Genomic DNA, 22,920 nt, shown 5'->3' on the forward strand with positions numbered 1-22,920 from the left:
AGCAACCAATCTTAAAAATTGTGCTCAAAATCTATGGCTGAACAGTCCAATTATACTGAAGACAATATACGCTCGCTTGACTGGAAAGAACATATCCGTATGCGTCCAGGAATGTATATTGGTAAGTTGGGTGATGGCTCTTCTCCAGATGATGGTATTTATATTCTCCTAAAGGAAGTGTTGGACAACTCCATTGATGAGTACGTCATGGGTGCCGGAAAGACCATTGAGGTGTCCATTCAAGGCAACAAAGTGACCGTTAGGGATTACGGGCGTGGTATTCCGTTAGGGAAAGTGGTAGATGTGGTGTCCAAGATGAATACGGGCGGAAAGTACGATTCCAAAGCGTTTAAGAAATCCGTTGGACTGAATGGGGTTGGAACCAAAGCGGTTAATGCCTTATCTTCCTTTTTTAGGGTTGAATCTACTAGGGACAATAAATCGGCATCTGCAGAATTTGAACAAGGAAACTTAACCATTCAGGATATCTTGGACGACACTTCCAGAAGAAAAGGAACAAAAGTTTCGTTTATTCCAGATGAGACTATTTTCAAGAATTACAAGTACAGGAGCGAGTATGTCATCAGAATGCTTAAAAACTACGTATATCTTAATACGGGGTTGACCATAGTTTTTAATGGTGAAAAGTATTTCAGTGAAAACGGCCTTAAGGATTTGCTGTCTGAAAACATCAGTGAATCAGATATGCTGTATCCAATCATCCATTTAAGAGGTGATGATATAGAAGTTGCTTTAACACATAGCAAAACACAATATAGCGAGGAATACCATTCGTTTGTAAATGGGCAAAACACCACCCAAGGTGGTACGCATTTATCGGCTTACCGAGAAGCTTTGGTAAAAACGATAAGAGAGTTTTATGGTAAAAACTATGAAGCAGCGGATATCAGAAAATCGGTGGTGTCTGCTATGGCCATAAAAGTAATGGAACCCGTGTTTGAGAGTCAGACCAAAACCAAATTGGGCTCTACCGATATGGGTGGCGATTTGCCAACCGTAAGAACCTACATCAATGATTTTGTAAAAACACATCTGGATAACTATTTGCATAAAAACCCGGAAACTGCCGAAAAAATACAACGTAAAATTTTACAGGCAGAACATGAGCGTAAAGAACTTTCGGGTATCAGGAAACTGGCTAAAGACCGTGCTAAAAAAGCAAGCCTTCACAACAAGAAACTGCGGGATTGCCGTGTGCATTTTGGCGATATTAAAAACGAACGCAATTTAGAGACCACCCTGTTTATTACCGAAGGGGATTCGGCTTCCGGAAGTATTACAAAATCACGCGATGTCAATACCCAAGCGGTTTTTAGTTTAAAGGGAAAACCTTTGAATTCATACGGATTGAGCAAAAAAATTGTGTATGAAAATGAAGAGTTCAATTTGCTTCAAGCAGCCTTAAATATAGAAGAATCCATAGAAGATTTGCGTTATAATAACATTGTGATAGCTACCGATGCCGATGTGGATGGTATGCACATTAGACTATTGTTGATTACGTTTTTCTTGCAATTTTTCCCTGAACTGATCAAAGAAGGCCATTTGTATATTTTGCAAACGCCGTTGTTTAGGGTACGAAATAAAAAGGAAACCATTTATTGCTACTCAGAACAAGAACGCAGGGATGCCATTGAAAAATTAAAACCCAAACCAGAAATAACACGTTTCAAAGGACTTGGTGAAATATCGCCAGATGAATTTAAAAATTTTATTGGTGAGAGTATCCGCTTGGATCCTGTTATGTTAGACAGTCAATTATCCATTGAGGAACTATTGGAGTTTTATATGGGTAAAAATACACCAGACAGGCAAGAATTTATTATTAACAACCTTAAAGTTGAGTTAGATATTGTTGAAGAAACTTAATTAGTACAGTCATGTTATATCAAGAAAACAAACCTAAAAAACACCCTTATGTAAGTGCAGTCTTAGATTATCATTTAAGACGAAACGCACAAAAAGCAACTCCTAAAAACTCGTTATACATTAAGAGTAAAACAGCCTAATTAATGATTGAAGAAAACGACGATTTAATACATCCGCAAGGCGAAAACCAAGATACCATTACCAGAATTTCTGGCATGTACAAAGATTGGTTTCTAGATTATGCGTCTTATGTGATATTAGAACGTGCTGTACCTGCTATTGAGGATGGTTTTAAACCAGTTCAAAGGCGTATCATGCACTCTATGAAGGATTTAGATGATGGTCGTTATAACAAGGTAGCCAATATTGTAGGTCATACCATGCAATACCATCCACATGGTGATGCCAGTATAGCCGACGCCATGGTGCAAATTGGCCAAAAGGATTTGCTCATTGATACCCAAGGTAACTGGGGTAATATTTTAACAGGAGACAGTGCAGCTGCCTCACGATATATTGAGGCGCGCTTATCAAAGTTTGCCTTGGATGTTGTTTACAATCCTAAAATAACCGAATGGCAGGCATCGTATGATGGCCGAAGAAAAGAACCGGTCAATCTTCCGGTGATGTTCCCCTTGCTTTTGGCACAAGGTGGAGAAGGGATAGCAGTTGGATTGTCAACCAAGATTTTGCCACATAATTTTATTGAGCTCATCGATGCCTCGATAAAACACCTCAAAGGAAAGAGTTTTAAATTATATCCGGATTTTCCAACGGCTGGTATCATTGATGTCAGCGATTATAAAGATGGACTTCGCGGTGGTAGAGTACGCGTTCGGGCCAAAGTATCCCAATTGGATAAAAACACCTTGGTGATTACCGAAATACCTTATGGTACCAATACTACAACGCTTATTGATTCTATCTTAAAGGCCAATGATAAAGGCAAAATCAAGATCAAGAAAATAGAAGATAATACAGCTGCCGAGGTTGAGATTTTGGTGCATTTGCCTTCGGGAATTTCACCAGATAAAACCATTGATGCACTGTATGCATTTACCAATTGTGAAGTTTCTATTTCGCCTTTGGGCTGTGTAATTGAAGATAACAAGCCCTTGTTTGTCGGCGTTTCTGAAATGTTGAGGCGTTCAACTGATAACACCGTTCAGCTCCTAAAAAGCGATCTGGAAATCAAATTGGATGAGTTTGAAGCCCAATGGCATTTTGCATCTTTGGAACGCATATTTATTGAGAACAGGATTTATCGGGATATTGAAGAAGAAGAAACCTGGGAAGGCGTTATTCAAGCCATTGATAAAGGACTTAAACCACATATTAAGCATTTAAAACGAGCCATAACGCAGGAAGATATCGAGCGTTTGACCGAAATACGAATCAAGCGTATTTCAAAATTCGATATTGATAAAGCCCAACAAAAAATTCAGGCTTTAGAAGATCAGATAGCTGAGGTTAAACACCATCTTGACAATCTGATTGATTACGCCATTGCGTATTTTACCCGTTTGAAAAAGGACTATGGGGCAGGCCGTGAACGTAAAACTGAAATCAGGGCTTTTGATGATGTTGATGTTACCAAGGTCGTTATTCGAAACACCAAATTGTATGTCAATAAACAAGAAGGTTTTATTGGCACCTCACTGCGTAAGGATGAGTATGTATGTGATTGCAGTGATATAGATGACATCATTGTGTTTACCAAAGAAGGTAAAATGATGATTACCAAGGTGGACACAAAAACCTTCATAGGAAAAGACATCATTCATGTTGAGGTTTTTGACAAAAAAGATAGCCGTACCATATATAACATGATTTATAGAGATGGAACCAAAGGGCCATCGTATATCAAACGCTTTGCAGTGACCAGCATCACCCGCGATAAAGAATATGATTTGACCAATGGCACAAAGGGATCGACAGTGCTTTATTTTTCTGCAAATCCCAATGGAGAAGCCGAAGTGGTCACCATTCTGTTAAGACAGGTAGGAAGTATCAAAAAATTGAAATGGGATATTGATTTTGCCGAAATCTTAATCAAAGGACGAAATTCAAAAGGAAACTTAGTTACCAAATATCCAATCAAGCGGGTAGAGCTCAAAGAAAAGGGAATTTCTACATTAAAGCCACGCAAGATATGGTTTGATGATACCGTACAACGGTTGAATGTTGACGGAAGAGGTGAGTTGTTGGGTGAGTTTAGGGGAGAAGACAGATTGCTCATCATCACCCAATCGGGTACTGTAAAAACTATTTTACCTGAACTTACCACGCATTTTGAAGACGATATGATTGTGTTGGAAAAATGGATTCCTAAAAAACCAATTTCGTCCATTTATTATGATGGTGACAAAGAGCGTTATTTTGTAAAACGCTTTTTGATAGAAAACGAAAACAAGGAGGAAGTATTTATTTCAGAACACCCAAAGTCACAATTGGAAATCGTTACAACAGATTGGATACCGATTGCAGAAGTGGTGTTTTCTAAAGAACGCGGCAAAGACCAAAAAGATAATTTAGAGGTTAATCTAGAGGAATTTATAGCTATTAAAGGTATTAAAGCCCTTGGAAATCAATTGACAACCGATAAAGTAAAACAAATAAACTTGTTGGATCCATTGCCTTATGAAGCCCCCGAGGAAGTACATGCCGATGAAATAGAAGTTGTTGACGAAGAAACGGTTGCCTCTGATGAAAACACAGATACACCAACATCAAGTGACTCTAATAACGATTCAAAATCAGATGATACTGGTTTGAATGGCGAAGGGCAGATTACTTTGTTTTAGTTTTAGGTTTAATTTTTTTTATTTGATAATAATTGATGTCATCCAATTTGTCAAAGTCCCAATATAGTCAGAATGAAGTTTAGACCAATAAGGAAAATCACTTTCGCCAACATTATTCATAGCATGTGAAGCACCTTTCAGAAAATGTACTTCAAATTTATCATTGTTAGCTTTTTTAAGTGCTTCGGTTATAATTTGAGAACTTTCTATTGGAATAATTTCATCCTTTGTGCCTTGAACAATTAGTATAGGTTGTTTCACCTTTTCAAAATAAGGAATAGGTGAGTACAATAATTTCTTGTCGGTTTTTACTTCATCTAAATTTGGAATCCAAATATTTTTAAACCAGACCTTTTCTTTTTTGCTTTTAACATGTTTCTCTAAATCAGTTTTTGAAAGTGTGCCAGCAATAAACCTATAAATATCTCTTTGCAAATTAGCAGCGTCGTCTATGTCGTTTCCAATTTCATTAGAATTTAAATTTTTCCAGTAATTTAAGTCACTTTCCAATAATGTAACACCAGGACAACTTACTGCAATGCCATAATTAAGATCTGGTAATTTATCCAATATATAAGGAACTTTTGAAGCTCCTTGGCTACTTCCTTTGATGCCAATATTGGAAAGAGGGACATGGGTTTTATTTGAAAAATATTCAATGGCATTGATATCGTCAGAAACTAATTCATCAATAGTTGAAGATGTCCAATCACCTTCAGAATTTCCGGTTCCCCGTTTGTCATAATGAAATGTTGTGTAACCTTTTTTGGCAAACATAATTGCTTCAGCTCTAGAAGAACTTCTGTCTGCATTTCCAGATGAAGTTACTATAACTAATGCATTTCCATTACTTTTTTGCGGGTACCAAATAGTTCCATTTAAACCTAAATTATTTGATTTAAAAGTGATGTCTTCGCTTTTAAGGGCCTGGCCATTTTTTAATTCCTTCTCTAAAGAATAATTAACACTAACAGTGTCAACGGTCAAAGAACCTTGCAGTTTTTCATTATTATCAACCCATTTGTTTTTAAATGTGTAGGTGTAATAATCACTTTGAAGTTTAAAATTTATTGAATCTCCAACAACACTGATTTTTTGTAATGGAATTCTATTAGCATTTTGTTCTAAACTGGTAAAAAATACATGGTAATTTGAAGAATCTTTTTCAACTTCAAAAATAATATTATCAGTAAAATTTCCGTAAGAAAAAGTTCCACTATAGAGTCCTGATTTGTTTGTTTGGCTATTATGATAATTTTGCTTGCAAGAAGCAAGCAAAATTATCAGGATTAGAAATGATAAAATTTTAGTTTTATTCATATTTCAAAGAATTAACCGGATTTGAATTGGCTGCCAAATACGCTTGTGTGCTCACCGTAAGCATGGCAATAATAAGCGCCAATAACGTTGCAAACACATAAGGTAAAATAGGCATGTCAATTTGATATGAAAAGTTTGACAACCAGTTTTTTGCCAATAAAAATGTAATAGGCCAAGCAAAAATATTAGCAATAAGCACCAATTTAATAAAGTCTTTTGTTAGCATGTTCATAATTTGTGAAACCGATGCTCCCAGAACTTTTCGTATTCCAATTTCTTTCGTTCTCTGTTCAGCCGTAAAGGATGCCAATCCGTATAATCCCATAGCAGAAATAATAATGGCCAGTATGGTTAAAAATAAAAACATGGTTCCAAAATTTTCTTGCTGCCGTAACAACGCTCCAAACTTTTTATCTAAAAATGTATATCTAAACGGATGGGTTGGTTCTAATTTGTTCCATTCATCCTCAATAAAACTAATGGTAGAGTTAGCATTTTCTGGTGAAATCTTAAAAGCTGTAAACCAAGTATAATTGCTTATCCGCATGACCATTGGTCGAATGGGTTGATTAAATCCTTCAATATGAAAATCTTTTACAACACCAACAATTTTTCCATATTGAATATCACCATTGTTATTGATAAAAGTACCTAGTCGTTTTTCCAATGGGTTTTTTATGTTCAAATTATTGACAGCAGTTTCATTTACTATAAAGGTTGGAATGGAATCTGAATCTTGTTCTCTATTAAAAAACCGTCCTTCGGCAAGTTTTATGCCCATGGTTTCAAAAAAATCATAATCCACAGCCATATTCCAAAGCGGCAATTGATCTTGACTTCCTTCTAAGGTATACATGTTTTGATTGGGGAGGTCGCCAGGGAAAAACGAAGCCCTTGAAATACTTTCAACATGGCTGTTTTTTAAGAAGATACTTTTGTAATCTCTAAAATTATTGGCCATTTGATCTGTTTGTATGGGAACTATAATAACATTGTCACCTTTAAAACCAAGATCTTTGTGATGTAAAAAATCAATTTGTTTAAAAATAATGATCATCCCGATAATTAAAATGATTGAAGCTGTAAATTGGGTAACAACCAACGCTTTTCTTAAAAAAGCTCCATTTTTTGATTTGCTAAAATCTCCCTTTAAAACAGAAATGGGCTTGAATGATGACAAGAAAAATGCTGGATAACTTCCTGCAAACAGCCCATAAAACAATGTCACGATGATTGAAAAAATTAATGTCTGTGAAAAAGAGTCATTAAATAGTGTAATATTGGTTTCCAATACATTGTTAAATCCAGGCAATAACAATTTTACAAGAATGTAAGCTATCAACAAGGCAATAAAACTTTGGATAATGGATTCAACTAAAAATTGTGTGATCAACATCTTTCTGGATGCTCCCGATACTTTTCTAACACCCACTTCCTTGGCACGTTTTCCAGAGCGTGCTGTTGATAAGTTCATGAAATTAATACCCGCAATGATAAGCACTAAAATGGCAATACCTAAAAACACATAGATGTACATGATATTCCCGTTTTGTTGAATTTCAAAGTCTTTATGGGAATATAAATGAATATCTTTTATGGGCATAAGCTGATATTCAAAGGCGTTTCCTTGTTTCAAGAATTCATCCACACTAACTTTTAAAAAACGTTCCACATCGGGCTCAATTTTTTTCATGAAGTTGTTTTTCATTTGGGTTTCAAATGCATTGTAATCAGCTCCTTCTTTCAGTTTTACATAGGTAGTCCAACTGTTATTTATCCAAATATTTCTAACATCATTATCTGATACAAACAAATCAAAATCAAAATGCGCATGTCCTTTTGGTTCTTTAACAATTCCGGTCACGATCAGGTCTCGTCTGTTATCATAATTAACCACTTCTCCCATGGCACTTTTATCTCCAAATAGTTTTTGTTTGGACTCTTCAGTCAATACAATGGAATTGGATTCTTTTAAAGCGGTTTTTGGGTCACCATGAACGAACTCATAATTAAAGACTTTGAAAAATGAACTGTCTGCTTGGGCAATATGTTGAATATAAACCTTTGTTTGGTCATGCCGCATGAGTATTTCCTGTCTTCCAGCTTGTATTCTGGTAGCAGATTCCACATCGGTAAATTCTGTTCTAAAGGTATTGGCCATTGGACTACAGGAAACCGGTGCGTCCATTTTTTGGCCCATCATATCGGCTTTTATACCGGTTCTGTATATGCGTTCATAGCCATCCCAATGCTTTTCATAACTAGTTTCGTCTTTTATAAATAAAAAAACGAGTATGGATACGGCCAATCCTAAAGCTAATCCTAGGATATTTATAAAAGCATAAATCCTGTTTTTATTTAAGCTTCTCAGTGCTACTTTTAAATAATTTTCAAACATGGTTTTACGTTTTTAATTTAAACAGCAGCTTGACTTAATTTACTTTCTTTTTCAGAAACTATTTTCCCATCCAATAAATTAATGGTTCTGTTAGAGAAACTGGCATCATGAGCAGAGTGCGTTACCATAACAATGGTTGTGCCTGACTCATTGAGCTTGCACAATAAATCCATAACCTCATTACCATGTGATGTATCTAAATTTCCCGTTGGCTCATCGGCCAATATCAAGGAAGGATTGGTGACAAGCGCCCTTGCAACGGCAACACGTTGTTGTTGACCACCTGATAATTGTTGCGGATAATGATTGGAGCGATGGGAGATTCCGATTTTTTGAATGATTTCATCAACTCTCTTTTTTCTTTCTGAACTATTTATTTTATTATAAATGAGCGGTAATTCAATGTTTTCAAAAACAGTTAACTCTTCAATAAGGTTGAAGTTCTGAAAAATAAATCCAATGTTTTTTTTTCGTAGGTCAGACCGTTGCTTTTCATTGTATTGTGCGATTTCCGTTCCTAGGAATTCATAGCTTCCGCTTTCTGGTTTGTCCAATAGGCCTAAAACATTCAACAAGGTAGATTTTCCACATCCGGAAGGTCCCATGATAGATACAAACTCGCCTGGATTGATTTCAAAAGACACTTGGTTTAAAGCAGTTGATTCCAGTTCTTCCGTTCTGTAAACTTTTGTTAGATTTTTTAATTTGATCATCTGTTCGTTTTTTTATTGATTAATTTTGATTGATTCGTAGTTTTTAAAGTCATCATAAGAGGATGAAATAAACTCATCACCAGCATTAAGCCCTTCAAGAACTTGGTAATAGCTTGGGTTTTGATTCCCTAATTTTATATAGCGTTTATGGGCTTCGCCGTTTCCATCCAAGACAAAGACATATTGCCCGCCAGAGGCTTGGAAGTAGTTGCCCCTAGGGATCATGATTGATTTCTTGGATTTTGAAAGTTCTAACCTTACTTGAACCGATTGGCCTATTGTAATGTCTTTAGGCACGTCATTTTCAAAGACCAATTCTATTTCAAATTTTCTGTTCTTTACCTCTGGAAATACTTTTTTTACTTCCAGTTTAATAAGGTTGCCATTAAATGAAAAATTGGCAAGTTGCCCAGGTTTCACTGAGCTTAAATAATATTCGTCTACAAGTCCTTTAACCTTAAACCCTGATTGCACATCAATTTTAGCAACCGTTTGGTTTTTGTTATAGGATTCCCCGATATCTGGATCAAAACTGGACAGCATGCCCGAAACAGGTGCTCTTACCAACAGTTTTTCAATGTTTTCGCGAATTAAATTTAAATTGCGCTGCATCAATGAGATGGAGGTGTTAATCTGATCAATTTGCACCAAATTATCCTGCGAACTTTTTACAACGTTGGTTTTCATAAAGTCGCGTTTGTTCTTAAAGTACCTGTAGGATTCCTGTCGTTCAATAAAATCGTTTCTGGCAATGATATCTTTTGAATATAAAACAGAATCTACTTTATAATTGCGCTCTACCTCGGCCAGACTGTTTTCGCTATCAATTAACGATTCTTTCAAATCCCGTTGATCTTTTTCCAAAGACAGTTTTAAACTCCTTAGATTATTGATTTGTTCTACAATGGCTGTTTCTTGGTTCATATAACCTAAGGTGGCCGACGGATTGCTTAAACGCAATAGGGGTGTACCTTTTTCTACATACACGCCGTTTTCAATAAAAACCTCTTCTACGGTGCCGCCTTCCAGAGTATTGACTAAAACTAAATCGATGGGCTCTACATCTCCATCAATTAAGATAACATCCTGAAAATCGCCTTCAAAAGCCTTTTTTACTGAAATTTTTGAGGCATCAACTTTGTATATTTTTTTATTAAATACCTGTAAGCCAAAAGACGAGAGAACCAGTACAAACACGATTCCCGCTAATGTTAAGATTTTTTTCTGGCTCCAGGTTTTTTTCTCAATTTTTTTGTCCATTCCCGATTGGTCCATGATATGTTATTTTTGATTTTGGTTTGGTTATTTTAAAATAAAAGCACTTCAATAACTTTCATTATTAAATCTACTAGCGTTATGATTATTGATATCATGCTAAATGAAAATTAGGTTGAAGTTTGTCCCAACTGGAATGGTGTAGTCTTTTACTAAATCCTATATGAATTAAGTTTCTATGTTTTAAGTTTTCTTTTGAATTGTTAATGATTAATGTTGTCATAATGTTCGTTTTTTGATTGATGATGGTTATTTTATGGTTACTTATCTGTAACGTCTTTTGGTATTCCAATAATTACTTTTTGAAGTATTTGGAAACTCAGGTAATTGATAATTGTTTACTGTTTTCATGATTTTATAGTTTAATGGTTTTGTTTTATATTATACAGACGACTAGTTTTTAAAATTGTTACAGTACTTTGTATAACATAATAATAAAAAGCTAAATTTTAATTTTGAATGTTATGGAAAAGAATATACCATGGCCTCTTGAAAACAAGGGTTTTGTCTCAATTTCAAAAGGTTACAATCCAGAAAGTTCTAGATTAAATAAAATAGAATGGATTAAATCGTTTTAAGCGGTTTGCTATGCTCTTTTTTAATTTTTTTTGTTTTTTTCAATTCTGAAACTTAAAAACTCAACAAACAATGAGAAGGCTATGGCAAAATATAAATAGCCTTTAGGTATGGCACCCACCACATTTCCAAATAGTTTGGTATGTGATAAATGAGCAGCTTCGGTAATCAACATAAAACCAATCAGTATTAAAAAAGCCAAACCTAATAACTGCATACTTGGGTGCGCATCAATAAACTTTCTGATAGGATTGGCAAACCCAATCATGATAACAATGGAAATAACCACGGCTATCATCATTAAAACCAAGTTATAATTGTGGTTGGGGTGCAGTCCGTTGGTCATTCCAACAGCTGTTAATATGGAATCGATAGAGAAGATAAAATCAATGATTAAAATTTGCATAATAGCTTGTGACAACGATTTTATCTTTTTCCCTTTCAATTCTTTTTCATCATGTTTGGGTGATTCCACTTTTTCGTGGATTTCAGAGGTGCTTTTATAGATGAGGAACAAGCCACCACCAAACAGAATGATGGCTTGCCAACTAATGGCTATATGTAACCAACTTGTTTCAATAGTGTAAAAGGGGTCTTTTAATCCTACCAAAAATGATACAAAGAACAAAAGGATAAGACGTTGTACCATAGCCAGCAACAAACCAATATTTGTTGCTTTACCACGTTGGTTTTCGGGTAATTTATTAGCAGCAATTGAAATAAAAACAATGTTGTCTATCCCTAAAATTATTTCTAAAAAAGTTAGGGTAAGTAGCGCCATAATGGCATCGCTGGTAAATAGAAAATCTAACATGGATTATATTTCAGGTTTCAGATTCAAAAATAATTAAAAATATGTGGTAAAAATAATCCGCTGACCGAAATTTAAAGTTGTAACATCATCTTGTTTAACTTAGAAATTAAAGGTTCCAAGGATGTTTGATAATCAAACCACAAGATGCTTTTGTCTTTTCTAAACCAGGTCATCTGGCGTTTGGCAAAGCGGCGCGTGTTCTTTTTTATTTCAGAAACAGCAAAATCCAGTGTCCAAGTACCATCCAAATAATTGAACAGTTCTTTATAGCCAACCGTGTTTAGGGCATTCAATGACTTGTGGGGATATAAGGTTTTGACTTCATCCAGTAAACCATTAGCCATCATGATATCCACACGTTGGTTAATGCGATTGTAAATGGTTTCCCTATCTGCTGTTAAACCAATGGTAATGGTTGTAAAGGGACGTTTTGTTTTGTTTTTGTTTAAAAAGGATGAATAGGGTTTCCCACTGCCCAAGCAAATTTCAAGGGCACGAATCACGCGATGTGGATTGTCAATAGCTATAGTATGATAACTTTTAACATCAAGCGTTTTGAGTTGTTCTTGTAAAAACGGAAGGCCTTTGGTTTCTAAATCGATATTTAATTGTTCCCTAATATTGGGGTCTACATCTGGAAAATCATCCAAGCCCTTGGTAACAGCATCCACATATAACCCAGAGCCACCAACCATGATAACTACATTGTGCGTTTTAAAAAGTGTTTGTAAGGTTTGCAAGGCTTCTCTTTCAAAAGCACCAACATTATAATTGTCTTGTATGGATTTATGATGGATGCAATGATGTCTTGCGGCGTTTAATTCATCTGTTGATGGCGCTGCAGTTCCAATAGACATCTCCTTAAAAAATTGTCGGGAATCTGCCGAAATAATCTCAGTTTTAAAATGTTGGGCAAGCTTGATGCTTAAGGCTGTTTTGCCTATGGCTGTTGGACCTACAATAGAAATAAGATAGTTACCCATGGTTTAGTTTATGGCCACAATTATAGCAAAATTGAGCATTATCTTTGTGCTTCTCAGAAGAACAACTCGGGCAAGCTTGGGTGTTAAGATTCACCAAGTCGTTTTCTGAAACTGGTTTTGGTTTGCTTTGATGGGTGTATTCCGCTGACACGATACCTGTTGGAACGGCGATGATACCGTAACCTAAAATCATTATAAAAGTGGCTATAAGCTGTCCCAGTGGTGTTTGTGGAGCAATATCGCCAAAGCCAACAGTTGTAAGTGTAACAATACACCAATAGACGCTTTTAGGAATATTAGTAAAACCATTTTCTTCTCCCTCAACCATGTACATAATAGTTCCGAAAATAATGGACATAATAAGAACGGCAAATAAAAACACAAAAATTTTAGCTCGACTGGCCTTTAAGGCTGATACTAAATTATTGGAAGCGCCCAAATAGCGAGCTAATTTCAAGATTCTAAAGATGCGCAATAAACGAAGCGCTCTTAATGCGACCAAAGCATGCGACCCCGCAAATAAAATGGACACATATTTTGGAATGGTGGACAGTAAATCAATAACGCCATAAAAACTTGTAATATATTTTATTGGCTTTTTTACTGTAACTATCCTAGCTATATATTCCACACTAAAAAGAATGGTAATTATCCATTCCCCAATGTTTAAAATATCATGATACTTTGAATCGATGGTTTTTACACTTTCAAGCATGACCAAAACAATACTGGCAAGTATTGCAATAAGCAATATAATATCAAACAATTTTCCAGCAGGCGTGTCGGCCTCATAAATAATTTCATGAAGTCTTGCTTTCCAGTTCCTTTTATCGGGCTTGATCATTTAGTAAAAATAAGAAAAGATTGAAATATTAACTCTTTTTATCAAATTGTATCACTTTCAATCGCTTATTCTTTCTCATATAATTTTGAATGATGTGTTGGGTATCCCTGTTATTTTGCATGGGCGTGATAATGGATTCCAATACATCAATATTGTTTATTTGATAATTCAAGTTAAAAAAACCAACCCCTTTAAACACGCCATTTTCTATGTATATGGCACTACGTTCATCAATTTCCCGTCCTTTATCAATAATAACCATGTTCTTGTTTTTATAGCTGTTTTTATTGATGAAAGACTCCACACGTTTGTTGTACAGTTCAGGAGTTTCCTCACCTATGCAAGCACCATGGCATTCCTTGATATCATATTTAAAGCAACTGCTTTTTGTTTTGTAAATGCCCGTTAGTTTTTGGCATAGGTTGTATTCTTCAACCGTCTTGGTCATGAAACTCTTGGCGCTGTCCCGATTGCTGAATGTTGTGATGGGTTTTTTTCTGCCATCCACCTTGTCAATCTTTAAGTTGATGTAATTTTGATCATCCACAAAACTATATAAGGCATGTGTGAAAATAGTACGTCTTAAAGCTCGGTTGTAAATGGGTTTGTTACGTTTAATTTCTTCACTTTCTTTTAGTAAAGCAACCAACTCACTTCCGGTAGCTTCATAGGTAACAGCAGTTGCATGTAATTGGATTTTTTTGGATTTATGATTGGTGCTTGTAAAGTGCTGATTGATGCGCTTTTTTATGTTATTGCTTTTGCCAATGTAAATGATTTCCCCATCAGCTTTGTGAATGTAATAAACACCTGTAACGGAAGGCAAATCCTCTATAATATCAATATGTCTGGGTTCTAGTTGGCGTTTTGGGTTTAATCGAATGGATTCTTGGATTATTTGCTTTGAGGAATCCTTATCCAAGAGCATTTTAAATAATTTAACCGTTGCTAGGGCGTCACCAGAAGCGCGATGTCTATCAGTCACTGGAATCCCTAAAGAGCGAACCAATTTACCCAAGCTATACGAGGCTTGGTTTGGAATTAGGTTTTTTGATAACTCGACGGTGCAAAGCGTTTCGCGTGTAAACTCATAACCCAAACGTCTAAATTCGGTCACTAAAATACGGTAATCAAATTGGGCATTGTGGGCTACTAAAATGCAATCTTCTGTAATTTCAACAATGCGTTTGGCCACTTCGTAAAACTTGGGGGCATTGCGTAACATATTACTGTTTATACCGGTAAGATTGACAACAAAGGGTTGTATGTCTCGTTCTGGGTTTATAAGGCTGATAAACTGGTCAACTACTTGATGACCGTCATATTTATAGATTGCAATTTCTGTTATGCCTTCTTCATTATATTTTCCCCCAGTGGTTTCTATGTCCAGTATTGCGTACAAAAAATGGTAATTCGTTTATTTGTGATATGATATCGTAAGACTTTTTTAAGCCTAGACATTTTGCTTTAATTAATGAGTAACGGTTCTTTTAAAAACTTAATTGTAATTTCTGCTTCCAAAAATACTACTTCCTACACGAATCATGGTACTGCCACATGCTATGGCCAATGTATAATCACCACTCATTCCCATGGAAATAATTTTAGGGTTAAAGTTAAAAATTTCCAATGGTTTTAAGGAGTCAAAAGTCTGTTTTAAAAGATTGAACTCGGTCTTTATCTTATTTTCGTCATCGGTAAACGTTGCCATGCCCATAAGACCGGTTATTCGGATGTGTTTTAATTCGGAAAGCGCTTTCGATTGCAATAATGTTTTGGCATCACCTGGAGCCATTCCAAATTTGGAATCTTCTTCAGCAATTTTTATTTGAAGTAAACAGTCAATAATCCTATTGTGCTTTTTGGCTTGTTTGTTGATTTCTTTCAATAATTTAAAATTGTCCACACCATGTATCAAAGACACAAAGGGTGCCATATATTTTACCTTGTTTGTTTGAACATGCCCTATCATGTGCCATTCAATATCTTTAGGCAAGGCTTCAAATTTTTCAACCATTTCCTGAATCTTGTTTTCACCAAAAATGCGTTGTCCTGCGTTGTAGGCTTCCATAATATCAGAGACAGGTTTGGTTTTTGAAACGGCCACAAGTGTGACATGTTCGGGTATCGTTGATAGTATGTTTTGAAGATTTTCTTTTATTGACATGGTTTTAAAATTCATAAATGGTAATTCCACTTCTTAGTTTGGGTAAAATATACGTGCTTTTAGGAGGCATTTTTAGGCCATCATTGGCAATTTGTTTCATTTGTTCTATGGTTACAGCGCACATACCAAATCCTATTTTAAATTCGCCACTATCTACACTGCCTTTTATGTTTACCATTTCTATACTGCCGTGGGTATGCGAATACGAAATACGATTATCATTGCGTAAATCATTAATGCCTAAAATAGGTTTTAAAATGGTTTTGTATAATATTTGGGCATCCAAAGCATCTAACGAGGTTTTAAAATCATAGGTGTTCTTTCTTAAATATAACGAATAAAAATCACCATCCAAATACATGCTGAAATGATGTTGCTTGGTTGGCGTGTAGGGTGTGTTGCCTCTATTTTGTATTCTGAAATCAGCATCCAACTTCACTAAAAATTCTTCTTTGGTCAAGCCATTGAGGTCTTTAACCAATCTGTTAAATTCGTGGATTACCAAATCGGATTCTGGAATTAGATACGACATAAAGAAGTTGTATGATTCTGTTCCGTTATGGTTTGGGTTGTTTGCTTTTTCCTCTTGATATAACAAATATGAAGATGCCGACCTGTGATGCCCATCAGCAATATAAATGGTATCCATTTTTTTGAACTCATCCTGAATGGTTTTAATGACCGCTTCATCATCAACTTTCCAGAGATAATGCGTGTCTTTGTAAGTCATGGTAAATTCATATTCAGCATGCTTTTTTTGAGTTTCTTCTATAATGGATGCAATAGTGCTATTATCTGGATAGGTTAACAAAACCGGTTCAGCATTAAATCCTACGGTCTTTAAATAGTTTTTAAAGGTTTTTTCACGAGACTCGATTGTGTCTTCATGTTTTTTAATGATGTCCTTTTCGTAGTCTTCTGCACTGGTGGCTGCAATAATACCATTAAACGTTTGATGATGACGATTCACAATTTTGTAAACGTAAAACGAAGGTTTGTCATCTTGAATAAATACATGATCCTCCTTAAATTCCAAATATCTGTTTTTTACCAGTTTGTAGCGTTCTTCTCCAGTGATTACCTGATCATATTTGTAACCAGGATTGACAATATGTAGAAAGGTGTATGGGTTATATTCCATGCGGGCTTCGCGTTCTTCAATGGTGTAACTTTGATAGGAACGCGATGCAACCAAACCGACAATTGCTCTGGTAGGTCTTACCGCTCTAAAAGGAATTATTTTGGCCATAGTTTTTTTGTCATTACGAGGAGTGAAACGACGTGGTAATCTTTTTAAGGTAAAGAGATTGCCACAACTTTTTTCAAAAGTCTCGCAATGACATTATTATAATATTACAAAAACTGTTTTGCAATTTTCTCTGCTTTTTTACTTTCGGAATAATCATAAAAGCCTTCGCCAGATTTGACACCTAATTTACCGGCGCGTACCATGTTGACCAATAACGGGCAAGGGGCGTATTTAGGGTTTTTAAAGCCATCATACATAACATTTAAAATGGACAGACAGACATCCAAGCCTATAAAATCCGCTAATTGTAAAGGTCCCATAGGATGTGCCATACCTAGTTTCATGACTGTATCAATTTCATGAACACCTGCCACGCCATTGTACAGTGTTTCAATGGATTCATTGAGCATAGGCATAAGGATGCGGTTGGCTACAAATCCTGGATAATCATTGACTTCAACAGGAATTTTACCCAACGTTTTGGATAAATCCATTATTAATTTAGTGACTTCATCACTGGTATTGTACCCTCTTATAATTTCAACCAGTTTCATAATGGGAACGGGATTCATAAAGTGCATCCCGATTACATGGTCTGGTCTTGAGGTCACCGATGCAATTTGCGTAATGGAAATAGAAGAGGTGTTGCTTGCTAAAATGGTTCCTTCAGGGCAAGCTTCATCCAGTTGTTTGAAAATGTTAAGTTTTAAATCGATATTCTCAGTTGCCGCCTCAACCACCAAACTAGCATATTCAACCCCTTCGGTAATATTGGTAAAAGTTGTGATGTTTGATAGGGTTTCTGATTTTTGCTCTTCAGTAATGGTACCTTTACCAAGCATCCTATCTAAATTTTTGGTAATGGTATCCATGCCTTTTTTTAGGGCACTGTCATTGATGTCTATGAGTTGGACTCTAAATCCGCTTTGAGCAAATGTATGTGCAATACCATTTCCCATGGTGCCGGCCCCAATAACTGCAACATTTTTCATGATTATACTTTAGTGTTAAAACAATTTATTATTTGAGTGGCAACGCGCAGGGCTTCGGTACCATCATGCAGCGTTACGACTGGTTTTGTATTGTTGTTAATTGCATCGGCAAAAGATTCTAGCTCGTCTAAAATAGCATTATTGCTAGGAATGCTAGGGTTATCAAAATAAATCTGTTTTTTTACGCCTTCTGCGTTTTGAAGTACCATATCAAAATCACCAGGTTGTTCAGGAGCGTCTTTCATTTTGACCACTTCGCATTTTTTTTCCAAGAAATCTACTGATATATAAGCGTCTTTTTGAAAGAATCGGGTTTTGCGCATATTTTTTAACGAAATCCTGCTAGCCGTCAAATTGGCTACACAGCCGTTTTCAAATTCAATGCGGGCATTGGCAATATCTGGTGTATCACTAATAACAGCTACGCCACTGGCCGAAATGTGTTTAACCTTTGATTTTACCACGCTTAAAATGATGTCAATGTCATGAATCATCAAATCCAATACTACAGGTACATCGGTGCCTCTTGGATTAAATTCAGCCAAGCGATGGGTTTCAATAAACATGGGCGAGTGGATATCATTTTTTACTGCTATAAAGGCAGGATTGAAACGCTCTACATGACCCACTTGGCCTTTTACATGATTGGCGGCCAATATAGACCTTATTTCTTCAGCTTCTTCTACCGTATTGGTTATCGGTTTTTCAATAAAAATATGTTTCCCTTTGGCAATAGCCTTCAAAGCACAATCGTGATGTGATAGTGTTGGCGTTACAATATCCACCATATCAACGGCATTGATTAAATCATCAATACTATCAAAGAATTTATAACCAAATTCAGCTTCCACTTTTTTGCCGTTTGCGGTATCGGCATCATAAAATCCTACGAGTTCGTATTTATCAGATTGTTTGAGAAGTCTTAAGTGAATTTTTCCAAGGTGGCCTGCACCTAGTACACCAGCTTTTAGCATTTTCTTTAGGTTTTCAACAAAAATAATATATTTAATGCATGATTTTCATAATATGATCCTAATTTTTTATTGATTATTTATGAAAAATTAATCTGAATTTAGTTGCTTTTAGCTAAAATGTTTGACTAATTTTAGACTTGAAAATGATGACGACAATTGAAAGATACTTTTAAGCATAAAGGATTACGGCAGCAGTTGGTTAATATAATAAAAACCAAAGGGATACAGGATGAAAACGTTTTAAAGGCCATTGGCAATGTACCCAGGCATTTGTTTATGGATTCTGGTTTTTTAGACCATGCTTATCAAGATAAAGCGTTTCCCATTGCGGCAGACCAAACTATTTCACAACCCTACACGGTTGCATTCCAAACGGAATTACTGAACGTTAAAAAAGGAGATAAAATTCTTGAAATTGGAACAGGAAGTGGTTACCAAACTGCCGTTTTGTGTGAATTGGGTGCCAAAGTTTTCAGTATTGAGAGACAATTAGAATTATTTAAAAAAACGATCAACTTTTTACCAAAATTAGGCTACAGAGCTAAAAAGCTTGTTTTTGGAGATGGTTATAAAGGCTTACCTGAGGAAGCTCCTTTTGATGGCATTATTGTCACCGCCGGTGCGCCTTTTGTGCCAAAGCCCTTATTAAATCAATTAAAAATAGGCGGTAGGTTGGTTATCCCCGTTGGTAATGATGTACAGGTTATGACCCTTTTTATAAGAAAGGATGAGAAAGAGTTTGAGCAGCACGAGTTTGGGGAATTTCGGTTTGTACCTTTGTTAGAGGACAAAAATTAGTCCCAAACAAATTTCCAAGAACCATCTGGTTGCCGTTTCCAAACGGTATGGAATATGCCTTTACTAGTTACATCATTTCCTAAAGAATCTTGATACCTGTAAGTGTATTTGCCATACGTGTAGCCCAAATCTCCAGAATTGGAAACGTCCACAAAGTCGGGTTTCCAAGACAGACCTTTTGAAGTACTGTTCTTCATATATGACTTGATACTTTCCTTGCCTTTGATGAGCTTGTCATTTCTCAAGAGTACACCATTGTCTGCTACAAATGCTAAAAAAGCGGTGTTCATGCCTTCTTTTTGAGCCATATTAGAAAATCTCAGCTCTGTGTCCAAGATTTCTTGTTTCCAACTGTCTATCATGTTTGTATTGGTTTTTTTGTTGCATGATATAAAACTAAGCATTACCCAAAGAACGAAACAAAGAGATGGTGTTTTCATAATGGTTTAATCATTGGTTAAATACTCGCTGGGTATAAGTTGGTCTTTGCTCTCTTGGGCCCAGTAAACATTAATAATCCACCAGCGTGTCCCATCATATAATAATTGAATGCTATTAATACCTCTCATAAAAGGATACTTGTCTGTCTCACTTCTAAAGGATTCATAAGTGCTGAACACATGGGCCATATTACCAAAAGTATCAACCGTTCTATGGATTTCTTTTTCAAAAAAGCCATTATCGACTAGCCAGTCGTTGGAATTTTTTATATAATCCTCAGGTTTTAAATAACGCGCTTTCAATTCGTCTTTTTCATTTTTACCTGTTGGAATAAGTTTGGCTCCTGGAGCGAACAAATATTTAAACAGTTTCCAGTTTCGTTCCACGCCTTTTTCTCCCGAAATCACACCGTATAAAGTTTTGATGGTGTTATCTAAAGTTGATACTTTTTCTTCAAACTGATCTTCTGTTTTTGAATTTAATAAATCAAGCTGAAAAATATCAATGGGATGCATCCACTTATTGCGTAATTTCAGTTGAGTGTCCGTTGGGTATTTTTCAAGGGAAAATTTGTTGTTTTCTTCATCGTAATTAACCCCTATTTTTTCATAATATGTTTTTAGAGGCAATGGTTTTGAACCTATAACATAATCGTCAAAGAATGTTCTGATTTCTGGATAAGTCTCCTTGGTAAACGTATCAAAAAAGGTAGCATCATCAAAGGGTTTGTTTGGACCATATTCTTTGGCCAACCTCTTGATGACGTCAATTAAACCAACACTTCCGTTGGATAATTCAATTAATTTGATGTCCAAAAGGCCGGCAACCAAAGCACCTTTCATATAGATATTGTTATAGATTTTGTGGCCTATTGGGGTGTATGATGTTTTTGATAATTGCACCAAACTTATATCTGGGCTATACAAGTTCGTGCTGATATAAACTTTCTGCTTCAAAGTTTTAAAATAGTCATCCATTGATTTTTGTCCGGAACGCATCAACATCATATGGGCAGCCCATTCCGTGGTACCTTCGTAGAGCCATAGGTGGTCTGAAGGAACTGGAGTGACAAAATTAAAGTGGTCAATAATTTCACTATGGATGTTTAATGGTGTGACCACATGGAAAAACTCATGGGCAGCCACTTCTAAAACATTATTTTTGAGATGTTCCCAATCGGTTTCCCTATATACGTATTCCGAACTATACGAATGTTCCCAAGCACCTGCTGTTGTGTCCTCAAAATGAAACAAAAATGTATAATGCTTCACAGGAAGACCATTTAAAAACCCACTGGCTGCAAGCAACATGTCTTTCATGGAATTTAAAATTTGGTCCGATGTTATTTTTCCTGTTTCAGAATAGGTATAGATGTCAATCTCGGTGCCTTGCACATCCATGGATGCTTTGGTTAAATTTCCTAAAAGAATGGGAGAATCCACAACTTGGTCATAATCTTTCGCTAAATAATACCCGTCTTCAGATTTTTTCAAGGCCGTACCTATTCGCCAATCTTTTGGGCGGTCTATTTTTATTTTAATGGGACTGTCTTGTTTTCCTTTAAAATAACCAAAAACAGCCTGGCCATTTATCAGGGTATTGGTGTCTTCAATAGATGAACCGCACATTAAATAAATTTTGTTTTCGGTTACGGGCGTATCCCATGTTTCAGCTACTTGATACTCTATTTTGGCAATTTTTTCGGGAGTTGTTAGTTGGTATTGATTGGTTGAAATTTTCTGGATTTCCAGTTCGTTTCCATAAGTATCATAGGCTTTAAAACCAGATACGTAACGACCGATATCCATGGTTTCATAGGTTCCAGGAGCTGTTGATGCAAACTGAAAAATATTATTCTCGGCAGTTAGTGCCGGTGGTGTTACTTGAACTTTAAAGGTGTCATTAGACCGATCCAGCAAATTGACATGAAAACTCACTGCTGGTGCGCTTTGGATTTGCACGGGTGTTGTTTGGGCACTTCCACAGGAAATAAAAATAAACGCAAAAATGTAAGCTAATGGTTTTAGAAAATATCTCATGGTAATTTGTTGTTTAATTTCTGAAGAAAAATTGGCCAATATCAAAATTTGGTCACTAAAAAGATGCAGGTTTTATTTATATATTTTTTTAATTCTATCAAGATTGCGTTTATTGTCGCGGTCTTTAATGGTTTCGCGTTTATCATAAAGTTTTTTCCCTTTGGCTAGTGCAATATTCAGTTTTGCATAGCCTTTTTCGTTGATGAATAATTTTAAGGGAACAATGGTTAGTCCAGTATTTTGAACTTCCTTTTGTAGTTTTTTAAGTTCTTTTTTGTTTAAAAGCAACTTGCGATCGGCTTTAGGTCTATGGTTATAATAGGTGCCATAGGCATATTCCTCAATGGTCATGTTAATGACAAACAATTCGCCTTGGTCATTAAATTCACAAAAACTTTCAGCAATGGAGGCTTTACTGTTCCGAATCGATTTAATTTCGGTTCCGGTCAGTACAATACCAGCCGTATAGGTGTCCAATAATTCATATAGAAACCTGGCCTTTTTATTTTGTATGTTGATGTTTTTTTGCATGAACACAAAACTACATAATTTTAAACAGTCAATCTTTTATAAATTTTAGGTTTTTAATGATTGCAATACATGTTGTGGTTAAATGTATTAAAATTTGTTTTTTATTGCCTTG

19 protein-coding genes are annotated in these 22,920 nt (G+C 35.8%); 3 read left to right on the top strand and 16 right to left on the bottom strand.

Features of this window, described 5'->3' with window-relative positions; genetic code table 11:
- Nucleotides 1-33 precede the first annotated feature (33 nt).
- Together IEW94_RS03720 and IEW94_RS03725 are read left to right on the top strand one after the other, a co-directional pair.
- Complete coding sequence (locus IEW94_RS03720) at nucleotides 34-1,890, top strand: DNA topoisomerase IV subunit B (RefSeq protein WP_188650145.1); 1,857 nt, start codon at nucleotides 34-36, stop codon at nucleotides 1,888-1,890.
- Between the two features lie 143 nt (nucleotides 1,891-2,033).
- Nucleotides 2,034-4,694: a DNA gyrase/topoisomerase IV subunit A gene (locus tag IEW94_RS03725; protein ID WP_188650147.1), complete on the top strand. Its 2,661-nt coding sequence runs from the start codon at nucleotides 2,034-2,036 to the stop codon at nucleotides 4,692-4,694.
- 18 nt (nucleotides 4,695-4,712) lie between these two features.
- Here IEW94_RS03725 and IEW94_RS03730 read toward each other — a convergent pair whose 3' ends face one another.
- The 13 genes from IEW94_RS03730 to IEW94_RS03785 all read right to left on the bottom strand — a co-directional run bounded on the left by IEW94_RS03730 (nucleotide 4,713) and on the right by IEW94_RS03785 (nucleotide 18,999).
- The gene (locus IEW94_RS03730) at nucleotides 4,713-6,014 is read right to left on the bottom strand and encodes an alpha/beta hydrolase family protein (protein ID WP_188650150.1); all 1,302 of its coding nucleotides are present in this window, start codon (nucleotides 6,012-6,014) and stop codon (nucleotides 4,713-4,715) included.
- Nucleotides 6,007-8,412 (bottom strand): ABC transporter permease, encoded by a 2,406-nt coding sequence (locus IEW94_RS03735; protein WP_188650152.1) that lies wholly within the window; start codon nucleotides 8,410-8,412, stop codon nucleotides 6,007-6,009. The genes IEW94_RS03730 and IEW94_RS03735 overlap by 8 nt, the downstream gene beginning before the upstream one ends.
- Nucleotides 8,413-8,429: 17 nt before the next feature.
- Nucleotides 8,430-9,125: an ABC transporter ATP-binding protein gene (locus IEW94_RS03740; RefSeq protein WP_188650154.1), complete on the bottom strand. Its 696-nt coding sequence runs from the start codon at nucleotides 9,123-9,125 to the stop codon at nucleotides 8,430-8,432.
- 12 nt (nucleotides 9,126-9,137) lie between these two features.
- Nucleotides 9,138-10,400 (bottom strand): efflux RND transporter periplasmic adaptor subunit, encoded by a 1,263-nt coding sequence (locus tag IEW94_RS03745; protein WP_188650156.1) that lies wholly within the window; start codon nucleotides 10,398-10,400, stop codon nucleotides 9,138-9,140.
- Between the two features lie 94 nt (nucleotides 10,401-10,494).
- Nucleotides 10,495-10,623 carry a hypothetical protein gene (locus tag IEW94_RS16960; protein ID WP_262890494.1) on the bottom strand — a complete coding sequence of 43 codons (129 nt, stop codon included), beginning with the start codon at nucleotides 10,621-10,623 and terminating at the stop codon, nucleotides 10,495-10,497.
- Between the two features lie 375 nt (nucleotides 10,624-10,998).
- The gene (locus tag IEW94_RS03750) at nucleotides 10,999-11,790 is read right to left on the bottom strand and encodes a TerC family protein (protein WP_188650158.1); all 792 of its coding nucleotides are present in this window, start codon (nucleotides 11,788-11,790) and stop codon (nucleotides 10,999-11,001) included.
- A gap of 71 nt (nucleotides 11,791-11,861) precedes the next feature.
- Nucleotides 11,862-12,773, bottom strand: a complete 912-nt coding sequence (miaA, locus tag IEW94_RS03755; protein WP_188650161.1) for a tRNA (adenosine(37)-N6)-dimethylallyltransferase MiaA — start codon at nucleotides 12,771-12,773, stop codon at nucleotides 11,862-11,864.
- Nucleotides 12,766-13,617 (bottom strand): ion transporter, encoded by an 852-nt coding sequence (locus IEW94_RS03760; RefSeq protein WP_188650163.1) that lies wholly within the window; start codon nucleotides 13,615-13,617, stop codon nucleotides 12,766-12,768. Before IEW94_RS03760 ends, miaA begins: the two co-directional genes overlap by 8 nt.
- Nucleotides 13,618-13,645: 28 nt before the next feature.
- On the bottom strand, nucleotides 13,646-15,019 hold the full coding sequence (locus IEW94_RS03765) for an exonuclease domain-containing protein (RefSeq protein ID WP_188650165.1): 1,374 nt from the start codon (nucleotides 15,017-15,019) through the stop codon (nucleotides 13,646-13,648).
- 96 nt (nucleotides 15,020-15,115) lie between these two features.
- The gene (locus IEW94_RS03770) at nucleotides 15,116-15,784 is read right to left on the bottom strand and encodes a YggS family pyridoxal phosphate-dependent enzyme (RefSeq protein WP_188650167.1); all 669 of its coding nucleotides are present in this window, start codon (nucleotides 15,782-15,784) and stop codon (nucleotides 15,116-15,118) included.
- A 4-nt stretch (nucleotides 15,785-15,788) separates the two neighbouring features.
- On the bottom strand, nucleotides 15,789-17,033 hold the full coding sequence (locus IEW94_RS03775; protein ID WP_188650169.1) for a DUF1015 domain-containing protein: 1,245 nt from the start codon (nucleotides 17,031-17,033) through the stop codon (nucleotides 15,789-15,791).
- Nucleotides 17,034-17,137: 104 nt separating this feature from the next.
- The gene (locus tag IEW94_RS03780) at nucleotides 17,138-18,025 is read right to left on the bottom strand and encodes a 3-hydroxyacyl-CoA dehydrogenase family protein (protein WP_188650171.1); all 888 of its coding nucleotides are present in this window, start codon (nucleotides 18,023-18,025) and stop codon (nucleotides 17,138-17,140) included.
- 2 nt (nucleotides 18,026-18,027) lie between these two features.
- Nucleotides 18,028-18,999: a Gfo/Idh/MocA family protein gene (locus IEW94_RS03785; protein ID WP_188650173.1), complete on the bottom strand. Its 972-nt coding sequence runs from the start codon at nucleotides 18,997-18,999 to the stop codon at nucleotides 18,028-18,030.
- Between the two features lie 156 nt (nucleotides 19,000-19,155).
- Between IEW94_RS03785 and IEW94_RS03790 the strand changes: the two genes are divergently transcribed.
- Nucleotides 19,156-19,797: a protein-L-isoaspartate(D-aspartate) O-methyltransferase gene (locus IEW94_RS03790; protein ID WP_188650175.1), complete on the top strand. Its 642-nt coding sequence runs from the start codon at nucleotides 19,156-19,158 to the stop codon at nucleotides 19,795-19,797.
- Here IEW94_RS03790 and IEW94_RS03795 read toward each other — a convergent pair.
- From IEW94_RS03795 to smpB, 3 genes are all read right to left on the bottom strand, one after another.
- Nucleotides 19,794-20,237 (bottom strand): YybH family protein, encoded by a 444-nt coding sequence (locus IEW94_RS03795; RefSeq protein WP_188650177.1) that lies wholly within the window; start codon nucleotides 20,235-20,237, stop codon nucleotides 19,794-19,796. The genes IEW94_RS03790 and IEW94_RS03795 overlap by 4 nt on opposite strands.
- Before the next feature lie 6 nt (nucleotides 20,238-20,243).
- Nucleotides 20,244-22,277 carry a M61 family metallopeptidase gene (locus IEW94_RS03800; RefSeq protein ID WP_188650179.1) on the bottom strand — a complete coding sequence of 678 codons (2,034 nt, stop codon included), beginning with the start codon at nucleotides 22,275-22,277 and terminating at the stop codon, nucleotides 20,244-20,246.
- 72 nt (nucleotides 22,278-22,349) lie between these two features.
- Complete coding sequence (gene smpB / locus IEW94_RS03805) at nucleotides 22,350-22,808, bottom strand: SsrA-binding protein SmpB (protein WP_188650181.1); 459 nt, start codon at nucleotides 22,806-22,808, stop codon at nucleotides 22,350-22,352.
- Nucleotides 22,809-22,920 lie beyond the last annotated feature (112 nt).

Source organism: Yeosuana aromativorans (assembly GCF_014646655.1).
Lineage (GTDB): Bacteria > Bacteroidota > Bacteroidia > Flavobacteriales > Flavobacteriaceae > Yeosuana > Yeosuana aromativorans.

Coding starts and splice junctions, on each gene's coding strand:
- IEW94_RS03720 (WP_188650145.1), top strand. CDS start 34: ATGGCTGAACAGTCCAATTATACTGAAGACAATATACGCTCGCTTGAC.
- IEW94_RS03725 (WP_188650147.1), top strand. CDS start 2,034: ATGATTGAAGAAAACGACGATTTAATACATCCGCAAGGCGAAAACCAA.
- IEW94_RS03730 (WP_188650150.1), bottom strand. CDS start 6,014: ATGAATAAAACTAAAATTTTATCATTTCTAATCCTGATAATTTTGCTT.
- IEW94_RS03735 (WP_188650152.1), bottom strand. CDS start 8,412: ATGTTTGAAAATTATTTAAAAGTAGCACTGAGAAGCTTAAATAAAAAC.
- IEW94_RS03740 (WP_188650154.1), bottom strand. CDS start 9,125: ATGATCAAATTAAAAAATCTAACAAAAGTTTACAGAACGGAAGAACTG.
- IEW94_RS03745 (WP_188650156.1), bottom strand. CDS start 10,400: ATGGACCAATCGGGAATGGACAAAAAAATTGAGAAAAAAACCTGGAGC.
- IEW94_RS16960 (WP_262890494.1), bottom strand. CDS start 10,623: ATGACAACATTAATCATTAACAATTCAAAAGAAAACTTAAAACATAGA.
- IEW94_RS03750 (WP_188650158.1), bottom strand. CDS start 11,790: ATGTTAGATTTTCTATTTACCAGCGATGCCATTATGGCGCTACTTACC.
- miaA (WP_188650161.1), bottom strand. CDS start 12,773: ATGGGTAACTATCTTATTTCTATTGTAGGTCCAACAGCCATAGGCAAA.
- IEW94_RS03760 (WP_188650163.1), bottom strand. CDS start 13,617: ATGATCAAGCCCGATAAAAGGAACTGGAAAGCAAGACTTCATGAAATT.
- IEW94_RS03770 (WP_188650167.1), bottom strand. CDS start 15,784: ATGTCAATAAAAGAAAATCTTCAAAACATACTATCAACGATACCCGAA.
- IEW94_RS03775 (WP_188650169.1), bottom strand. CDS start 17,033: ATGGCCAAAATAATTCCTTTTAGAGCGGTAAGACCTACCAGAGCAATT.
- IEW94_RS03780 (WP_188650171.1), bottom strand. CDS start 18,025: ATGAAAAATGTTGCAGTTATTGGGGCCGGCACCATGGGAAATGGTATT.
- IEW94_RS03785 (WP_188650173.1), bottom strand. CDS start 18,999: ATGCTAAAAGCTGGTGTACTAGGTGCAGGCCACCTTGGAAAAATTCAC.
- IEW94_RS03795 (WP_188650177.1), bottom strand. CDS start 20,237: ATGAAAACACCATCTCTTTGTTTCGTTCTTTGGGTAATGCTTAGTTTT.
- IEW94_RS03800 (WP_188650179.1), bottom strand. CDS start 22,277: ATGAGATATTTTCTAAAACCATTAGCTTACATTTTTGCGTTTATTTTT.
- smpB (WP_188650181.1), bottom strand. CDS start 22,808: ATGCAAAAAAACATCAACATACAAAATAAAAAGGCCAGGTTTCTATAT.